The organism is Ruegeria sp. BG5 (genome assembly GCF_056538425.1).
The window spans coordinates 1-16,164 of the sequence record NZ_JBQFTC010000003.1; the positions used below are offsets into that span (position 1 = coordinate 1).

The following is a 16,164-nucleotide window of genomic DNA, read 5'->3' on the forward strand; positions in this document are numbered from 1 at the left end:
CCGAAACCTCGTCTGCACATGCCCCCCAATGGACGCATACAAAGACGCAGCTGAATAACAACAAACCCCCCGCCACAAAAAGGCGGGGGGTCCACGAACCGCCCCAAGCATTTAGTAATAGTACGTTCCACTTGTAGAAAGGCATCGCAATGAAACATTACGTCCCTAACGATGCGTGCCTGGAACTGGCAGGATCAGTGTCGCCGCAGCCCCAAAAGCAGCGCGACGTTGACGTGTTTGTGGCAACCGATATTGCAGCCGCATCAACCGGAATGATTGCGGAATTCTTCCAGGCCCTTAACGCGTTTTCCGAAGACTATTCCTATCAGGTGAACATCCGCCAGATTGCACAGGAAAAACCGGGGAACCCGATCTTCTGGCACGGGCGGACCGCTATCTTCTGGGGGGATCTGGAAAATCACTGGACCTTGTCCCCCATGGAAAGAGCATGGACCGCGCAGGTGATCAGCCTGGCCCAACGCACCATCCTTGTTGGAAGCGCCGTGTTGTTGCTGGCCGAAATCGGGCGTACGCACAAGAAATCCGTGGCGGTGCACCCGAACTTTGCCGCCGCCGCGCAGGAAAGCGGGCTGTGCATCTGTAGTGCTGACAGGCACCTGACTGCCGAGGGGCGCACGCATAGCGCCTCGACCCGGCTTGGTGCGTTGCGGTTGCTGGCTGATCTGGCCTCACTGGATCACGGGGCCTATATCGCGGACACGCTGCGCGCGTATATCGGCCTGACCGAGCCGGAAGCGCAGCACAAAAGCACTTTGGCCACACGGTTGATCCAAAGATCCGGCGCGGACCCGATGGTGTTGCACGCCGTTGATGCCATGCTGGCGCATATCGAGGACCCGCTGAAAATCCCCGATATTTCGCGCATTCTGGGAACCTCGACCCGACAGTTGCAGCGGCGGTTTCTGGAAAAAACCGGAACCAAACTGTTGTCGACCTACAAGGCCCTGCGGTTGGAACGGGCGCATGAGTTGCTGCGCCACACCGATCTGTCACAGCGCGAGATTTCGGCGGCGACCGGGTTTTCGTCGGTCACAACGCTGACCCGGTCGTTTCGCGACCGCTATCGCCTAACCCCGGACGCGATCCGCAGCCAGCGCTTTAGTGGCTGCCTCTAGCTGGGACATCCGAACCTGCCAGCAGATTGGCGGCGGCGCGGGCGATGACCAGTTCCTCATTCGTGGGGATCACCATTGTCACCACGCGGGACAGGTTGGTCGAGATGATCCGGTTGTTGTCTGCATTTGCGTCGGGATCTATCTCGATCCCCAGCCAGCCCATCCCGGTACAGACCCGGTCGCGCACAAGGCGTGAGTTTTCGCCAATGCCACCGGTGAAGACCAAAGCATCGATGCCACCCAGAACCGCCGCCATCGCACCAAGTTCGCGCCGCAGACGGAAGGTGAAATAGCTGATCGCCTGTCGGCTTTCATGCGTGTCGGCCTTTTCCAGTGTGCGCATATCATTGGACAGACCCGACAGGCCGAGCAGGCCGGATTTTCGGAACAGCAGATCCGAGATTTCTGTAGCGCTCAGCCCCTCCTGCTCCATCAGATACAGCACGACACCGGGATCAAGCTGACCGCAGCGGGTGCCCATCGGCAGCCCGTCCAAGGCCGAGAACCCCATGGTCGATCCGACAGAGCGCCCGCCGATCATCGCGCATATCGATGCCCCGTTGCCCAGATGCGCAACAACGACCCGGCCTTCATGCAGCAACGGTGCGGTATCCGCCATATGGCCCGAGATGTAGTCATAGCTGAGGCCGTGAAACCCGTAGCGACGTACACCTTTGTCATAATACTCGCGCGGCAGGGCGAAGACGTCATTCTCCCACGGGTGGTTGCGGTGAAAGGCGGTGTCGAAACAGGCGATCTGCGCCGCGTCGGGAAACCGTTCCATCGCCGCCCGCACCCCGGCCAGGTTATGCGGCTGGTGCAGCGGCGCGAAGGGCGAGAGTTTGTCCAGCGCCGCGATCGAGTCTGCGGTCAATGGCAAGGGCGTGTCGATATCCGGGCCTCCATGGACGACACGGTGCCCGACCGCCGACACCTGCGCGGACGGATAGGTTCGGCTGAGAAAGCCCAGAACCCAATCCAGCGCTGCTGCATGGTCCGGCGTCTCGCCCGGGCTGCCATTGGCCAGCGCCCTGCCGCTGGCCGATTTTGCCGTGACCGAGACGCTCGCCTCGCCGATGCGCTCGACGGTGCCGGTGCATTTCTCGACCGGGTCGCCGGGGGCAAGTTCGTAGAACCCGAACTTCAGCGAGGATGACCCGGCATTCAGCGTCACAACATGGGTCATGCCCGCCCCTTCCCAACTGCTGAGATGCGCGCCTGATGCAGCGCCGCCACTGCGCAAGACGCAAGCCGCGCCTTGTCGTCATCCGCACGGCTGGTCAGGATGATCGGCACTTTGGCCCCCATGACCACCCCTGCCCCTTCGGCATTGGCGATATAGGTCAGTTGCTTGGCCATCATGTTGCCCGCATCCAGATTGGGCACGACCAGAATATCGGTGCGGCCCGCAACCTCGGACACGATGCCTTTGGTGCGTGCGGCGGCAAGGCTGACCGCATTGTCCATCGCCAGCGGCCCATCGACCAAGCCGCCTTTGATCTGGCCACGCTCGGCCATCTTGGACAGAAGTGCCGCATCGACCGAAGACCGGATCGCCGGGTTCACCGTCTCAATAGCTGACAACACCCCGGCGCGGGGCTGTTCGATGCCCAGCGACAGCGCCAGATCGATGGCGTTCTGGGTGATGTCGATCTTGGTCTCAAGATCCGGTTCAATGTTGATCGCCGCGTCGGTCACAAGCAAAGGCCGCGGCTGGCCGGGTACATCCATGACAAAGACATGGGTAAAGCGCCGACCGGTCCGCAGCCCCTGATCCCGGCGCAATGCTGCCTTAAGCAGCTCATCCGTGTGCAAATGCCCTTTCATCACGGCCTGCGCCCGCCCTTCGGCAACCAGATCAACGGCGGTGTGTGCCGCGCCAAGGTGATCCATCACCGGCAGAATCTCGAACGCATCCAGCGACTGACCAATCTCACGCGCAGCGGCGTAGATTTTGTCCGGATCACCGATCAGGATCGGTTGAATAATGGTCTCACGCGCCGCCAGCAGGGCCCCACCCAATGAGTTCGCCTCTTCCGGGGCGACAATTGCGGTTGGCATCGGGTCCAATGGGCGCACCCGTTCCAGAAGGGCGTCAAAATGGCGATGACGTTTGACCACCAGGCCGGGCAGATCAACCTCGGCAAAGGTCATCTGTTTTTCCGGCGCAATCACGACGGCCTGACCGCGCAGGATCACGGCCCCATCCGATACCCGCGTGACGCTGGTGTCAAACACAACCTCGCGGTTGTCGCGCTTTTCCAGAACGGTGACTTTCGAGGTCAATTCGTCACCCGCATAGGCTTGCGCGACAAACTCGAAACTTTGGGATTTATACAGCGTGCCTGCGCCAGGCAGAACGTTGCCCAGCACCGCCGAGACCAGCGCGCCGACAAAGATCGCGGGGGCAAGCGCCTCGGGCTCATTGTCGCCGTCGCCGTCTTCATGCGCCAGATGCAGCGGATTGTGATTGCCCGAGTTGTTGGCGAAGACATAGAAGTCGTCAACCGAACAGCTGCGCGTGATTTCGGCGCTGTCTCCGACGCTAAGCTGATCGTATGGTTTGTTGTGATATTGCATGTTTTTCAGTTACCTACGACCCCGGGGGCCGCCCATTTCCAAACAATCCGACCCGAGCGTCTTGCATTGTGTCAACCAAGTCCAGCCAGATGCAGCCCGGTTGCCGGCAGCGTATCATTGGCTGCTTAACGAATTTGCGACGTGTCTGCCCTTTGTTCACGCCCTGCGCCGCGTGTCGCCGCCCTTCTTGCGCATGGTCAGGCCGATGCGTTTGCGCGGCACATCCACTTCGACCACGCGCACTTTGACGACCTGACCGGTCTTGACCACCTCATGCGGGTCCTTGACGAAACGGTCCGCCAGTTGGCTGACATGGACCAGCCCGTCCTGATGCACGCCGATATCGACAAACGCGCCGAAGGCCGCCACGTTGGTGACGGTGCCCTCCAGCATCATGCCGGGTTTCAGATCAGTGATCTCTTCCACCCCGTCCGTGAACGAGGCCGTGACGAAACTGGGGCGCGGGTCGCGGCCGGGTTTTTCCAATTCGGCAAAAATATCGCGCACGGTGGGTAGGCCGAACCTGTCATCCACAAACTGTTCCGCCCGCAAACGTTTCAGGGCACCCTCATGCCCCATGATCTGCCGGATATCCCGGCCACAGGCAGCAACCACACGGCGCGCGACGTCATAGGCCTCAGGGTGGACCGAGGAGGCATCCAGCGGCTCTGCCCCATCCCGGATCCTTAGGAACCCGGCGCATTGTTCAAAGGCGCGGGGGCCAAGGCGGGCGACGTCCAGCAGATCCTTGCGCGACCGGAATGGTCCGTTGATGTCCCGATGGCTGACGATGGCCTCGGCCTGCGCCGGACCCAGACCCGACACATGCGACAGCAGCGGGGCCGAGGCGGTGTTCAGATCAACCCCCACCGCGTTCACCACATCCTCGATCACGGTTGCCAGCGACTGGGACAGGCGGTGCTGATCCACGTCGTGCTGGTATTGCCCCACGCCGATGGATTTCGGTTCGATCTTCACCAGTTCGGCCAGCGGGTCCTGCAACCGGCGGGCAATCGACACCGCTCCGCGCAGCGAGACGTCCAGATCGGGAAACTCGCGCGCCGCCAGTTCCGAGGCGGAATAGACCGAGGCCCCGGCCTCGGATACCACAACCTTGGTGGGTGCTGTCACGCTCTTGGGCAACAGGCTGATCGCGTCGGCCACCATCCGTTCGGTTTCGCGGCTGGCAGTGCCATTGCCGATGGCAATCAGTTCGATCTGATGGGCCGAGATCAGGTTCAGGATCGCCGCCTGCGCCCCGCGCAAATCGTTCTTGGGCTGAAACGGATAGAGCGTGTCTGTCGCCACAACCTTACCCGTTGCATCCACCACAGCCGCCTTCACCCCGGTCCGGATACCCGGATCCAGCCCCAATGTAGGCCGCGCGCCTGCGGGGGCGGCAAACAACACATCCTTGAGGTTGCGGGAAAAGACCTGAATAGCCTCGTCCTGCGCCCGGCTGCGCAGGTCGGCCATCAGCTCGACCATCATGCTCAGCGACAGCTTGACCCGCCAGGTCCAGCCCGCCACTTTGCGCAGCCACTTGTCGCCCGGCCCATCGCCGCGCGTCTGCAAATGGGCGGCCACAATCGTCTCGGCCCGCCCTGCACCAAATTCCGGCTCCGGCGCGATGTCCAGCGTTACGATCCCCTCTTTCGAGGCCCGCAGCATCGCCAGCGCCCGGTGCGAGGGGACGTCGGCCCACAACTCGGAATGGTCGAAATAGTCGCTGAACTTGGCGCCTTCCTTTTCCTTGCCCTCAATGACCTTGGCACTCAGATACGCCTCGCGCTGCATGAAACTGCGTAACTCGCCCAAAAGGGCGGCGTTTTCGGTCAGCCGTTCGGTCAGAATATCCCGCGCCCCGTTTAGCGCGTCGCGCGGCGTAGGCACGGCGTCAGTAAAATACCCGTTTGCCAGCGCCTCGGGATCAGCGAACCGATCCGCAAGGATCGCATCGGCCAGAGGCTCCAACCCGTTTTCGCGGGCGATCATCGCCTTGGTGCGGCGTTTGGGTTTATAGGGCAGATAGATGTCTTCAAGCTGCGCTTTTGTATCGGACTGTGCGATGGATTTGGCCAGATCGTCGCTCAGCTTGCCCTGATCCTTGATCGATTTCAGAATCGTGTCACGCCGCGCCTCAAGCTCGCGCAAATAGGTCAGGCGGTCGGACAAGGTGCGCAGCTGACCGTCATCCAGCCCGCCCGTCGCCTCTTTCCGATACCGCGCCACAAACGGCACCGTCGCCCCGTCATCCAACAGTTTGACCGCTGCATTCACCTGTTCGGGGCGGGCTTGAATCTCGGTGGCGATGGTGCGGGCGATACGGTCCAATGGGGCCTCCTGAAATCAAGTTGGACGCACTTCTTAGACAGCCCGTCCCACAAGGGAAAGAGGCCCCGAAACTTTTATCAGGAGCCCGCCTTCTGTGCTGCCTCGCGCATCTGGCTGAGGGTCTGGCGCGGAGTCAGCGCTTCGGCTGAGATGTTCAGATCCAAAACCGCCCCGCTGTCCGACGCCAGCGCCCGTTCGAACGCGGCCTTGAACTCCTCGGTCCGCTCAACCCGCTCAGCATGGTAACCGTAAGACCTTGCAAGTGCTGCGAAATCCGGGTTCTCCAGCGTCGTGCCCGAGACGCGAGCGGGATAGGCTTTTTCCTGATGCATCCGAATGGTGCCGTATGTGCCATTGTTCAGGATCAATACGATGGGCTGGGCCCCGGCCTGCATGGCGGTTCCAAGCTCCTGACAGTTCATCTGAAAATCACCATCCCCGGCAAAACAGACAACAGTCCGGTCCGGATGCGCGACCTTGGCGGCAACGGCAGCCGGAAGCCCATAGCCCATCGCCCCGGATTGCGGAGCCAGCAGCCGCTGGTTCGGGCCGTACTTGAAGAACTTGTTCGGCCAAACGGTAAAGTTGCCGGCACCATTGGTCAGGATCGCATCCTCGGGCAGACGGTCGCGCAGATAGGCCGAGACCTTACCCATATCCACGGGGCTGGGCAGGTCGGGCAGATCGAAAAATGCCTCATAATCCGCGCGGGCTCTGGCCCGCCAGTCCGCCCAGCTGCCTTGCACAACCTGTTGCGACATGGCCTGAGCAAAGGCATTCGGGCCGGATTGGACACCTAGGTCAGCAATGTAGACCTTTCCAATCTCGCGGTCCGAGGCGTGCACATGGATCAGCGTCTGATCCGGTTTGGGCACGTTCAGCAAGGTGTAGCCATCAGTTGTCATCTCTCCGAACCGCACGCCAATGGCCAGAATCACATCCGCGCCCTGGATCTGTGCTCGGGTCGCCGGTGTCATGCCGGTCCCGGCGTCACCCACATAGCTGGGCGAGTGGTTGTCCAGGATGTCCTGAAACCGGAAGGCGGCGATCACCGGAATATCGGCGGCTTCGGCAAATCGCTGCAAAGCCGTGCTGCCCTCGGCCCGCCAGCCACCACCACCAATCAGGATCAGCGGGCGTTTTGCGGTCGAGAGTTTGGACACAACCGCCGCAATCGCGTCGGGCGTTGGGCCGGGTTCGTGAACCGGCGCAGGGCCCGTCAACGCGGGGACGTCTGTTACTTCGGTCAGCATATCCTCGGGCAAGGCGACAACCACTGGGCCGGGGCGGCCTGATATTGCGGTGGTCCAGGCGCGGGCGATGATCTCGGGGATGCGGTCCACCGCCTCAATCTCGGTTACCCATTTGGCGACAGTGCCGAAATAGGCGCGATAGTCGATCTCCTGAAACGCCTCGCGCCCTTTCATGTCCGTCCCGACCTGCCCTACGAACAGGATCATCGGGGCGCTGTCCTGCATCGCCGTGTGCACGCCAATTGAAGCATTGGTCGCGCCCGGTCCTCGGGTCACAAAGCAGATACCGGGCTGACCGGTCAGCTTGCCGTAAGCCGAAGCCATGAACGCAGCACCACCTTCATTCCGGCATAAGGTGAAATCCAGCGCGCCGTTTGTATCCCGCCTTGTGCTGCTTGTGTCATGCAGCGCATCCAGAACTGCCAGATAGCTTTCACCGGGAACGCCAAAACTGTGCCGCGCCCCAAGCCCCTGCAGGCATTCAACCAGTACCACACCGCCATTTCGTTGCGTCATCTCGGATCTGTCCTTCGAACCTGTCTGCGGCATTGCGCAGTCTCTGACGGGCAACTTGACCTAAGGGCGCGGCATACGCAAACGGGGAAATTCCTGATTTTGCGGTTTTGATATTTGGGTCCGTATTGCGCGCGAGGGTTTCGTCCTAAGGACCAAAAGGACTTAGAGCTATTTGGTTTTTAATAATCATTATTTCGGATTTTTGCGCGCTGCATTGGGCGGGTGTGTTGGACAGGCAAACCGGATGCAGGCGATTTACTCAAACGCCTCTGGCTCCAGGTCCTGCCAAAAGGCAAAGATTGCCGCCGCGTTCAGGCCAGAACGCCACCCATGTGCGCGGAAATGCTCTCGGTCCAGGTCATTGTCCAGGCCGGCCAGAAACAAACGCTTGTCGGCATCTCTCTGCGTGGGGTTTCGCCGCGAAACCAGCTCCTCGACGATCGAGAGTTTTCGCGCCCTTTCGGATCGCTCAGCCACCCGCGCGGCATAGGCGCGATCTTCCTCAGCCCGTTCTTCCTGACGCTGTTCCGCCGCGGCCAGAGCCTCAGGGCTTGGCTCTGGTTTCGTGTCCGGATCGGGTGGCTGGTAATCATCGCGCAGCGCAGCCGATAGGTAGCCCAGCGTTGATTTCACGCCCCCCTGCCCGCTTACATAGTCCAGCTTTTGCCGCACATAGTCTTCCCCATGTTCAGCAATCCATTGCCGCGCCAACCTGTCCGAGACACCCTGATCGCGCATCGTCTTGTAGATCGGCAGGTTGCGAACGCCGTCGCTGTCATCAATCTCGAACATCGCTTTCTGTGGATTGCCCTTGATACGGAATCGGATGTCCGTGACGGTGCGACCCTTCTTCTTGAATTCCGGTTCAATCAGAATGTCCGAGCTTTTGTTCACCTCGGCCACCGCCGGTTTGATGATCTTGGCGTTCAGATGCTTGAAGCTGCTGTAATAGTCGCTGCCATCCACGCCCATCAACTTGCGGAACACGTCCAGCGCCCACCACCCTGTCGAGCCCGTTCTGACGAAGCGATAGCAATTCTCATACAATGCCAGGCCATGGCCTGAGCTGAAATTCCTCTGAATCTGCACATTGATGAGGGCATAGATCTTGGGGTCATAAAGCTTCTGCGCCAACGCCGGGGAATAGGCATATTCGCACACCCCGTTCTTCAGCTTGGCAAAACTCAGCAAGGACGAGACGCCCCATTCCTGACGGCCCTGTTCATCCAGCATATCCCACTCGGCTACGGTTTCAGCCAAAGCGCGCAGGCTGGCGCGCAGTGTATCGAAGTCGTTGGAATTGTAGCCCACCATCATGGCCAGGGTTCTGGCGTCAATCGTATGGGTGGCGGCCGAGGTCAGTGCATCATAGGCATTCAGCAACAGCACATTGGACAGCTTACGCTGCAACAGCGTCAGCTTGCCGCTGATATGAATCGCGGCGACATTCTTTTTCACCGTCTCCCGGCGCAGAGCACCAGAGAGGGTATCCATGTCCAATAATGTATCCGGCATGATTCTGCCTGACTGCTCGTTTTAATATTTGTGCCACGAAAGGTACCCAATGATCAATCTTCTTTGGGTGCCCAAATACAGGATGAAAGGAATCCCGTAAACAGGTACCTAATGACTCTGCACTGAGAGTTATCCCCAGGGCAGGGACTCGGCGAAGACTGGATGCCGCTCAAAACGACTCGTCAACCTGTTCCGAGGGGCAGGATTAGGCTCTGATTTCGCCTGTTTTTTTGAATACCGCGAATCGGGCCCCCTCTTCCCGGATTCTGGCGCTTTTCGTCCTGCAAACAGGAACCTATTGTCCTGAAAAGAGGTTCCTTTCGTACCGTATTGAGGTCCGGTAGTACATTCATCTCATTGTTATTATTAGCAGTTTTGGGCCCAAAGAATCTAAAACTTCTAAATAGAATAAACTCTTTGTTGCGCCTTTTTCTGTTTTAAGAATTGGTTTCGCGACGAAACTCGGTCATTTGATGTATTTCTGTGGAAAAAACCGCAATGAAGGATAGCCGCCAGACAAAATGTTCGCTACATTTTGGAATATACGCTGGTAAGGCGAACATTATCCGAGGCATCGACAGTGAACAAATCCAACCAACCTCCCGTGCCGCCCTATTTGAATCTTGATCCAGAGAACGCGGCAACCAAGTTGCCTGATCCTATCGGGACATCTCGATTCGCAAAAGCGGCCACATTCTGCGCCAAGGGACGAGAAGACCTTGCCCGCCGTGGCTATGCCCCTGATGGAGAAAAACGGCTGCGGCGGTTTTCCATATGGGAAATCACCAAGTATCTTATCCCCGTCGCCCCCGCCCATCTGAGGCGGGTTCTGAAGGCCAATCCCGACCTGCCCCAGGGCGAGGGCGAGACCGGATCCAAATGGTTCACTTTGGAAGAGGTTCTGACCCTGCGCCAGCATTTCGCGGCTGAAGGCGTCAGCACAAAGGAATATCTGCCGTATCGTCCGGAGGGCCTTCCGGCAAAGGTCGTCGCCGTCGCCAACTTCAAGGGTGGTGTCGGAAAGACCTCGACTGCTGCTCATCTGGCGATGTCCGCCGCGCTGGACGGCTACAAGGTTCTCGTGATCGATTTGGACAGCCAGGGGTCCATGACCTCGATCCTTGGTGGTCGCGTCGCGGATGAATGGCAAACGGTGTTTCCATTGATCGCCAAAGACTATGCGCGCGCCGTGCAAGAGGAAAACAGGGTTCGCATCGCGGCGGGTCAACCCGAAATCCCCTTGGACGAAACGCTACAAGAGGCCCTGGCCACCCTGCCCCGCGATGTCATTCAAAAGACGCACTGGCCCAATATCGATCTGATCGGCGCGCAGCTGAACCTGTATTGGGCCGAGTTCCAGATTCCCGTCTGGCGCATGGGCCTGCGCAGCTGGCCTCTTTGGGATGGGTTGACGAACTTCCTGCAAGACGAGGGCGTTCTTAATGATTACGACATCGTGTTCCTCGATACCCCTCCTGCACTTGGGTACCTAACGATCAATGCGCTGGCCGCGGCGGATATTCTGTTGGTGCCGCTTGGGGCGTCATTCCTGGAGTTTGATTCGACGGGCCGGTTCTTCGACATGCTGTATACGACTTTTGCCAGCATCGAAGATGGCGAGAATGCCGCGCAACGGGCGGCAGGTTTACCCGAACTTAAGTTCGAATGGGATGTAGTCCGGGCAATCATCACGCGCTTTGACGCCAGTCAGCAGACCGACATGGCAAATGTCATACAGGCTTATTTCGGGGATTTCATGAATGCCTACCGTCAGGACTATACCGCTTTGGTCGGGCAGGCGGGGGAGCAAGTGAACGGGATTTACGAAGCGGATTACCGCGATTTCAACCGCGACACCTATGTGCGAGGCCGCGAGACCTTTGACCGGACTTATGCGGAATTCAAAGAGGTTCTGATCGGGTGCTGGTGGCGCGATGCTCAGATGGGAGGAGAGGCAGATGGCTAAACGCAGAAGACTGACCGCCCCGGACACGGCGGAACTGGAACAGCTCGAGGCTGGTTTCGTCGCGAAACCTTCGATCAGCCCGTTTGATACAAAATCCCCGGCACCGCCGATTGCACAGGTTGCGGCCGAGGCTGCGTCTTTGAACGGGATGGCTGCGGTGACGGACAGGGTCGCACTGGCGCAGGACCAAACAGATGCCGCCGCCTGGCGCGACGCAAAAGACGCTGGTCTGGTGGCGCAAAAGCTGCCCTTGGACGATATTGATGCCGACTATATCCGACGGGACCGCATGGTCGAGGATGAAGAGGCAATGGCCGAGTTGCTGGAGTCCTTGCGCGTCCACGGCCTTCGCACACCGATCGAGGTTACACCGGACGGTGAGGGGTATGGCCTTATTTCCGGGTTTAGACGCCTGGATGCCTTCCGGCGTCTGGCCATAACCGATCCGAGATTTGCGGCGATCCCGGCCTTTGTGCGCAACGCCGAGACAGGGCAGGGTGCCTATGTTTCGATGGTCGAAGAGAACGAACTGCGCGCCAACCTGAGCCCGTATGAGCGCGGTCGGATCGCTGTTCTGGCCGCAGGGCAGGGGGTTTTCGACTCCACCGAAGCCGCAGTGGACGTTTTGTTTGCAGCCGCGTCCAAGGCCAAACGTTCCAAGGTGCGCAGCTTTGCCAGTGTTCACGAGGCGCTGGGGGATTTGCTGCAGCATCCCATCGCCTTGACCGAGAAGGCCGGTCTGAAGCTCGCGGCCGCATTGAGGGACGGGGCACAAGCCAAACTGCGGCAGGCCCTGGCAGGTGCAGATGTTCTGGATGCCAAGGCGGAATGGTCCTTGCTGGAAAATGCGCTCAGGGACGCGCCCGAACCGTCCAGAGACAAAACGCGTGGCGGACGACCGCAACAGGTTGAGCGTTTGGCACCGGTCAGTCTTCCGGGTGGTGGGGAAATTCAGGCAGAGGTCTCGGCAGGCGAACTGCGCCTTCGCATTCGCGGGCGCAACTTGTCTGCAGATGATGCGGCGCGGATCGTTGAGCAGATTGCAGAGCACATGCTCTGACCTCGGTTTCGCAACGAAACTGAGGGGCAATCTAGGAGACTAGTTCCAACCTGGTTTGGGCCTTTCATTGAGGGTTTCAAGTTGTGCGCATTAATGTCAGAAAAAGAGCATTATGTGCATCGCCTCATTGTTTGAGAATGCACCTCTAAAGCAGGCGAAGGTCCAACTCCGAGACTGTCGCGAAGCAAAAAAACTGGAAGGTGCGGGGTGTGATGCGCTAATATTGAACGCGACCATTCAATAAGGTCGTCGATACAAGTTTGAGCAAAAACTGGGCGAATGGCGTCAATTCGCACAGGATTTAAGCAGATCGACAGGAGAATCGGCAGGTCCAGGGCGCAGTTCATAGAGTTCACTGCAACAGGCGGCGACAAATTTCCCGCAGCCTTGAAGCATGAGCCGTTCCCATCACCGAGACCATCCCGATATCGTCCCCCAATTTGGCCAATCCGCCCCGCGCCGTGGGCAGGGTCTTTTTGTCCAGCAAGGCACTGGGCCGCAAAACAGTCATCGACGGGTTCCAGCAGTCGGGCTCGTACAAGTGCATGTTCCCGCGCGCGCAGGACCTGGGTCTGGAGGCCGTTTTGCTCAACACGGCCGGTGGGATCACCGGAGGCGATCAGTTCCGCTTTACCGGGCAGATAGCCCCTGACACGACAGTGACTTTGACAACCCAAGCGTGTGAGCGGGTTTACAAGGCGCAGCCCGGACAAGTTGGTACCGTCAGTAACACGATCAAGGTGGGCAGGGGCGCGCGCCTGAACTGGCTGCCGCAAGAGACGATCCTCTATGACAACAGCGCTCTGAATCGGCGTCTGATCGTCGATCTCGATCCCGGCGCGCAGGCGCTGGTGGTCGAGCCGCTGATCTTCGGGCGGCAAGCCATGGGCGAAACCCTCGGCGACATACGCTTGTGGGACCACATCGAACTCCGCCTCGGAAATCAGCCATTGTTTCTGGATGCGATCCGGTTTGAAGGAGATCTGAATACGCATCTTGGCAGGCCCGACATTGGTGGCGGGGCAGGGGCTATGGCGTTGGTCATTCTGGCCTCGGACTCGGCAAGCGGTCATCTGAAAGCAGTGCGGGAAATACTGCCGGACACTGGAGGTGCCAGCCTTATCCGCGAAGACCTGATGGTGGTTCGGATACTGGCACCCAGCGGGTTCGCGTTGCGCCGCGTTTTGCTGCCGGTCCTGCGACGACTGAATTCCGAAACTCTCCCACGATGCTGGATGCTGTGACATGAACCTGACCCCGAGAGAGAAAGACAAATTGCTGATCGCCATGGCCGCCGAGGTCGCCCGCAAGCGTTTGGCGCGTGGCGTCAAGTTGAACCACCCCGAGGCGATCGCCCTGATCACCGATGCGGTGGTTGAAGGCGCGCGGGATGGGCGCTCGGTCGCTGACATGATGCAGGCCGGGGCCGAAGTCATCACACGCGATCAATGCATGGAGGGCGTGCCCGAGATGATCCACGACGTACAGGTCGAGGCCACGTTTCCGGACGGAACCAAGCTTGTGACCGTCCACAACCCTATTCGCTAACCCATACAGGAGGTCCAAATGAACCGCATGCTGTTTCCCGCCCTTGTCCTGTCCGGCCCGGCGCTGGCCCACTCGGACACCCATATTCACGCTCATGGCGGCGATTACGTCGCGTTGGGTGTTGGGCTGGCCCTGATCGCGCTGGTCGCCATCACTCTGATATCCAAACTGCCCAAATGATCCCGGGCGAGGTCATTCCGGCGAAGGGGTCGCTGACGCTCAATGCCGGGCGCAGCAGTCGTTTGGTTGTGGTGGCAAATACGGGCGACCGCCCGGTTCAGGTTGGCAGCCATTATCACTTTGCCGAGGCGAACTCGGCGCTTGATTTTGATCGCTATGCCGCATTGGGGATGCGGCTTGATATTCCGGCCGGGACAGCCGTGCGGTTCGAGCCGGGGCAAATGCGCGAGGTCATGCTGGTTCCGTACGAGGGGCGTCGGCACATTTACGGTTTCAACATGCATATCATGGGGGCTTTGAGAGATGCCGGGCAAGATTAGCCGCAGTGATTATGCCGCCATGTTCGGGCCAACGGTGGGCGACAGGGTGCGTCTGGCCGATACCGATCTGATTATCGAGGTTGAAAAGGACCTGATCGTGGATCGCGCGACAGCGGCCCGGTTCACCGAAACCGGGCATCGCGACGCGGTCTATGGCGAAGAGGTCAAGTTTGGTGGCGGCAAGGTGATCCGCGACGGGATGGGGCAGTCTCAGGTCACGCGGGCCGAGGGGGCCGTGGATACGGTCATCACCAATGCGCTGATCGTCGATCACTCGGGCATATACAAGGCGGATGTGGGCCTGAAAGACGGGCGCATTGCGAAGATCGGCAAGGCCGGAAATCCGGATACGCAACCCGGTGTCGACATCGTCATCGGACCGGGGACCGAGGTTATTGCGGGCGAGGGGCGCATTCTGACCGCCGGTGGTTTCGACAGCCATATCCACTTCATTTGCCCGCAACAAATCGAAGACGCGCTACACTCTGGCCTGACGACCATGCTGGGTGGTGGCACCGGCCCGGCCCATGGCACTTTGGCCACCACATGCACCCCCGGCCCCTGGCATATCGGGCGGATGTTGCAGGCGGCGGACGCCTTTCCGATGAACCTGGCCTTTGCGGGCAAGGGCAACGCTTCGCTGCCCGCCGCAATTGAGGAACAGGTCAAGGGCGGGGCCTGCGCGTTGAAACTGCACGAAGATTGGGGGACGACGCCCGCCGCCATCGACTGCTGCCTGTCTGTGGCGGATGCGATGGACGTGCAGGTAATGATCCACACCGATACGCTGAACGAATCCGGTTTCGTGGAAAACACGGTGGCTGCGATGAAAGGCCGGACGATCCATGCCTTCCACACCGAAGGCGCGGGTGGCGGCCATGCACCGGACATCATCAAGATCTGCGGCGAGAACCATGTTCTGCCCTCATCCACCAACCCGACGCGGCCCTTCACAGTGAACACGGTCGAGGAACATCTGGATATGTTGATGGTGTGCCACCACCTCGACAAATCCATCCCCGAGGATGTGGCCTTTGCCGAAAGCCGCATCCGTCGCGAGACCATCGCGGCCGAGGATATCCTGCACGACATGGGCGCGTTCAGCATCATTGCGTCCGACAGTCAGGCCATGGGCCGGGTGGGGGAGGTGCTGATCCGCACCTGGCAAACCGCCGACAAGATGAAGAAGCAACGCGGACGCCTGCCCGAGGAAACCGGTGACAACGACAACCTGCGCGTCCGCCGCTACATTGCGAAATACACCATCAATCCGGCCATCGCGCATGGCCTGAGCAATGAAATCGGCAGTATCGAAGAAGGCAAGCGTGCCGATCTGGTGCTGTGGAACCCGGCGTTTTTCGGGGTAAAGCCCGAGATGGTCTTACTGGGTGGCACCATCGCCTGTGCACAGATGGGGGACCCGAACGCCTCGATCCCGACGCCGCAGCCGGTCTATAGCCGTCCAATGTTCGGGGCCTATGGCCGCTCGGTCGAGCATTCAGCGATCACCTTTGTCTCGGCAGCGGCTCAGGCCGACGGGATTGGTGACGCGCTTGGTTTGGCCAAACAAACGGTTGCCGTGCGAAACACGCGAAACATCGGCAAGCGGGACCTGTTGCTGAACGATGCAACCCCGCATGTCGAGGTCGATCCCGAAACCTATGAGGTCCGCGCAGATGGCGAATTGCTGACTTGCCAACCGGCCGAGGTTTTGCCGATGGCGCAACGCTATTTCATGTTCTGAGATTGGAAGAGG

The 16,164-nt window shown here is 59.8% G+C and carries 13 protein-coding genes; 8 read left to right on the top strand and 5 right to left on the bottom strand.

Annotated elements, in window-relative coordinates; all coding sequences use genetic code 11:
* The first annotated feature begins 149 nt into the window (after positions 1-149).
* Complete coding sequence (locus ACR0KX_RS12175; protein WP_170622275.1) at positions 150-1,136, top strand: helix-turn-helix domain-containing protein; 987 nt, start codon at positions 150-152, stop codon at positions 1,134-1,136.
* Here the strand turns inward: ACR0KX_RS12175 and ACR0KX_RS12180 are convergent.
* From ACR0KX_RS12180 to ACR0KX_RS12200, 5 genes are all read right to left on the bottom strand, one after another.
* A complete protein-coding gene (locus ACR0KX_RS12180; RefSeq protein ID WP_170622274.1) occupies positions 1,120-2,322 on the bottom strand; it encodes an acetate/propionate family kinase in 1,203 nt (400 codons plus the stop codon). The two genes, ACR0KX_RS12175 and ACR0KX_RS12180, sit on opposite strands and share 17 nt — an antisense overlap.
* Positions 2,319-3,716 (bottom strand): bifunctional enoyl-CoA hydratase/phosphate acetyltransferase, encoded by a 1,398-nt coding sequence (locus ACR0KX_RS12185; RefSeq protein WP_480708461.1) that lies wholly within the window; start codon positions 3,714-3,716, stop codon positions 2,319-2,321. Before ACR0KX_RS12185 ends, ACR0KX_RS12180 begins: the two co-directional genes overlap by 4 nt.
* Positions 3,717-3,872: 156 nt before the next feature.
* Positions 3,873-6,050: a Tex family protein gene (locus tag ACR0KX_RS12190; RefSeq protein WP_170622272.1), complete on the bottom strand. Its 2,178-nt coding sequence runs from the start codon at positions 6,048-6,050 to the stop codon at positions 3,873-3,875.
* A gap of 77 nt (positions 6,051-6,127) precedes the next feature.
* On the bottom strand, positions 6,128-7,819 hold the full coding sequence (locus ACR0KX_RS12195) for a thiamine pyrophosphate-binding protein (RefSeq protein ID WP_170453995.1): 1,692 nt from the start codon (positions 7,817-7,819) through the stop codon (positions 6,128-6,130).
* 255 nt (positions 7,820-8,074) lie between these two features.
* The gene (locus ACR0KX_RS12200; RefSeq protein ID WP_170622271.1) at positions 8,075-9,334 is read right to left on the bottom strand and encodes a replication initiation protein; all 1,260 of its coding nucleotides are present in this window, start codon (positions 9,332-9,334) and stop codon (positions 8,075-8,077) included.
* A gap of 580 nt (positions 9,335-9,914) precedes the next feature.
* Between ACR0KX_RS12200 and ACR0KX_RS12205 the strand changes: the two genes are divergently transcribed.
* The 7 genes from ACR0KX_RS12205 to ureC all read left to right on the top strand — a co-directional run bounded on the left by ACR0KX_RS12205 (position 9,915) and on the right by ureC (position 16,152).
* A complete protein-coding gene (locus ACR0KX_RS12205) occupies positions 9,915-11,300 on the top strand; it encodes an AAA family ATPase (RefSeq protein ID WP_170622270.1) in 1,386 nt (461 codons plus the stop codon).
* A complete protein-coding gene (locus tag ACR0KX_RS12210) occupies positions 11,293-12,360 on the top strand; it encodes a ParB/RepB/Spo0J family partition protein (protein ID WP_170622269.1) in 1,068 nt (355 codons plus the stop codon). Before ACR0KX_RS12205 ends, ACR0KX_RS12210 begins: the two co-directional genes overlap by 8 nt.
* Before the next feature lie 476 nt (positions 12,361-12,836).
* A complete protein-coding gene (locus ACR0KX_RS12215) occupies positions 12,837-13,604 on the top strand; it encodes an urease accessory protein UreD (protein ID WP_480708462.1) in 768 nt (255 codons plus the stop codon).
* Position 13,605: 1 nt separating this feature from the next.
* On the top strand, positions 13,606-13,908 hold the full coding sequence (locus ACR0KX_RS12220; protein ID WP_170524634.1) for an urease subunit gamma: 303 nt from the start codon (positions 13,606-13,608) through the stop codon (positions 13,906-13,908).
* Between the two features lie 18 nt (positions 13,909-13,926).
* The gene (locus ACR0KX_RS12225) at positions 13,927-14,088 is read left to right on the top strand and encodes a hypothetical protein (RefSeq protein ID WP_170622268.1); all 162 of its coding nucleotides are present in this window, start codon (positions 13,927-13,929) and stop codon (positions 14,086-14,088) included.
* Complete coding sequence (locus ACR0KX_RS12230; protein WP_170622267.1) at positions 14,085-14,408, top strand: urease subunit beta; 324 nt, start codon at positions 14,085-14,087, stop codon at positions 14,406-14,408. Before ACR0KX_RS12225 ends, ACR0KX_RS12230 begins: the two co-directional genes overlap by 4 nt.
* Positions 14,392-16,152 carry an urease subunit alpha gene (gene ureC / locus ACR0KX_RS12235; protein ID WP_170622266.1) on the top strand — a complete coding sequence of 587 codons (1,761 nt, stop codon included), beginning with the start codon at positions 14,392-14,394 and terminating at the stop codon, positions 16,150-16,152. Before ACR0KX_RS12230 ends, ureC begins: the two co-directional genes overlap by 17 nt.
* Positions 16,153-16,164 lie beyond the last annotated feature (12 nt).

Coding starts and splice junctions, on each gene's coding strand:
- ACR0KX_RS12175 (WP_170622275.1), top strand. CDS start 150: ATGAAACATTACGTCCCTAACGATGCGTGCCTGGAACTGGCAGGATCA.
- ACR0KX_RS12200 (WP_170622271.1), bottom strand. CDS start 9,334: ATGCCGGATACATTATTGGACATGGATACCCTCTCTGGTGCTCTGCGC.
- ACR0KX_RS12230 (WP_170622267.1), top strand. CDS start 14,085: ATGATCCCGGGCGAGGTCATTCCGGCGAAGGGGTCGCTGACGCTCAAT.
- ACR0KX_RS12185 (WP_480708461.1), bottom strand. CDS start 3,716: ATGCAATATCACAACAAACCATACGATCAGCTTAGCGTCGGAGACAGC.
- ACR0KX_RS12220 (WP_170524634.1), top strand. CDS start 13,606: ATGAACCTGACCCCGAGAGAGAAAGACAAATTGCTGATCGCCATGGCC.
- ureC (WP_170622266.1), top strand. CDS start 14,392: ATGCCGGGCAAGATTAGCCGCAGTGATTATGCCGCCATGTTCGGGCCA.
- ACR0KX_RS12225 (WP_170622268.1), top strand. CDS start 13,927: ATGAACCGCATGCTGTTTCCCGCCCTTGTCCTGTCCGGCCCGGCGCTG.
- ACR0KX_RS12195 (WP_170453995.1), bottom strand. CDS start 7,819: ATGACGCAACGAAATGGCGGTGTGGTACTGGTTGAATGCCTGCAGGGG.
- ACR0KX_RS12210 (WP_170622269.1), top strand. CDS start 11,293: ATGGCTAAACGCAGAAGACTGACCGCCCCGGACACGGCGGAACTGGAA.
- ACR0KX_RS12180 (WP_170622274.1), bottom strand. CDS start 2,322: ATGACCCATGTTGTGACGCTGAATGCCGGGTCATCCTCGCTGAAGTTC.